The following is a 711-nucleotide window of genomic DNA, read 5'->3' as shown; positions in this document are numbered from 1 at the left end:
AACAGAGGCATAAAACTTGAGGGCGTTACCGCCTGTCGTCGTTTCAGGATTGCCATAACCGCCTATTTTCATGCGAATTTGGTTGATAAAAATACACATGTAATTGGATTGTTTCAGGTTGCCTGTGAGTTTTCGCATAGCCTGGGACAGCATACGAGCTTGCAATCCCATGTGGCTATCGCCCATTTCCCCTTCAAGTTCGGCTTTAGGGGTGAGCGCCGCGACGGAATCCACGACCATCACATCGACTGAGCCTGAGCGTGCCAGAGCATCACAAATTTCTAGTGCTTGCTCTCCAGTATCAGGTTGGGAAACCAATAAGTTGGCAATATCAACCCCAAGCTTTTCAGCGTAAATAGGATCGAGAGCGTGCTCAGCATCGATGAACGCACACGTTTTGCCTTGCTTTTGAGCCGCAGCGATAAGCTCTAATGTTAAGGTCGTTTTTCCTGAGGACTCTGGACCATAGACTTCCAGCATTCTCCCCATAGGAAGCCCACCTGCCCCTAAAGCAATATCAAGAGATAGAGAGCCTGTAGAAATGGTTTCTACATCCATGGTTCTGTTATCCCCCAGACACATGATAGCGCCTTTACCAAATTGTTTTTCAATCATGGCTAAGCATGTAGTCAGAGCTTTACTTCTATCTTCTGGAGTCTTGGGTAAGGTATTGGTTTTAGCGGTAGTCTTTGAACTTTTCATCGTTGTTAC

General features: G+C 46.4%; 1 protein-coding gene. It reads right to left on the bottom strand.

All coding sequences use genetic code 11. The features are described from left to right. A partial coding sequence (gene recA / locus MD535_RS25760; RefSeq protein WP_265678127.1) for a recombinase RecA occupies nt 1-702 on the bottom strand: 702 nt, incomplete at its 3' end. Nucleotides 703-711: the final 9 nt, after the last annotated feature.

This window comes from Vibrio qingdaonensis, assembly GCF_026191675.1.
Taxonomy (GTDB): Bacteria; Pseudomonadota; Gammaproteobacteria; order Enterobacterales; family Vibrionaceae; genus Vibrio; species Vibrio qingdaonensis.
Note: the sequence above shows the minus strand (reverse complement) of the source record. Positions and strands in the feature narration are given on the sequence as shown.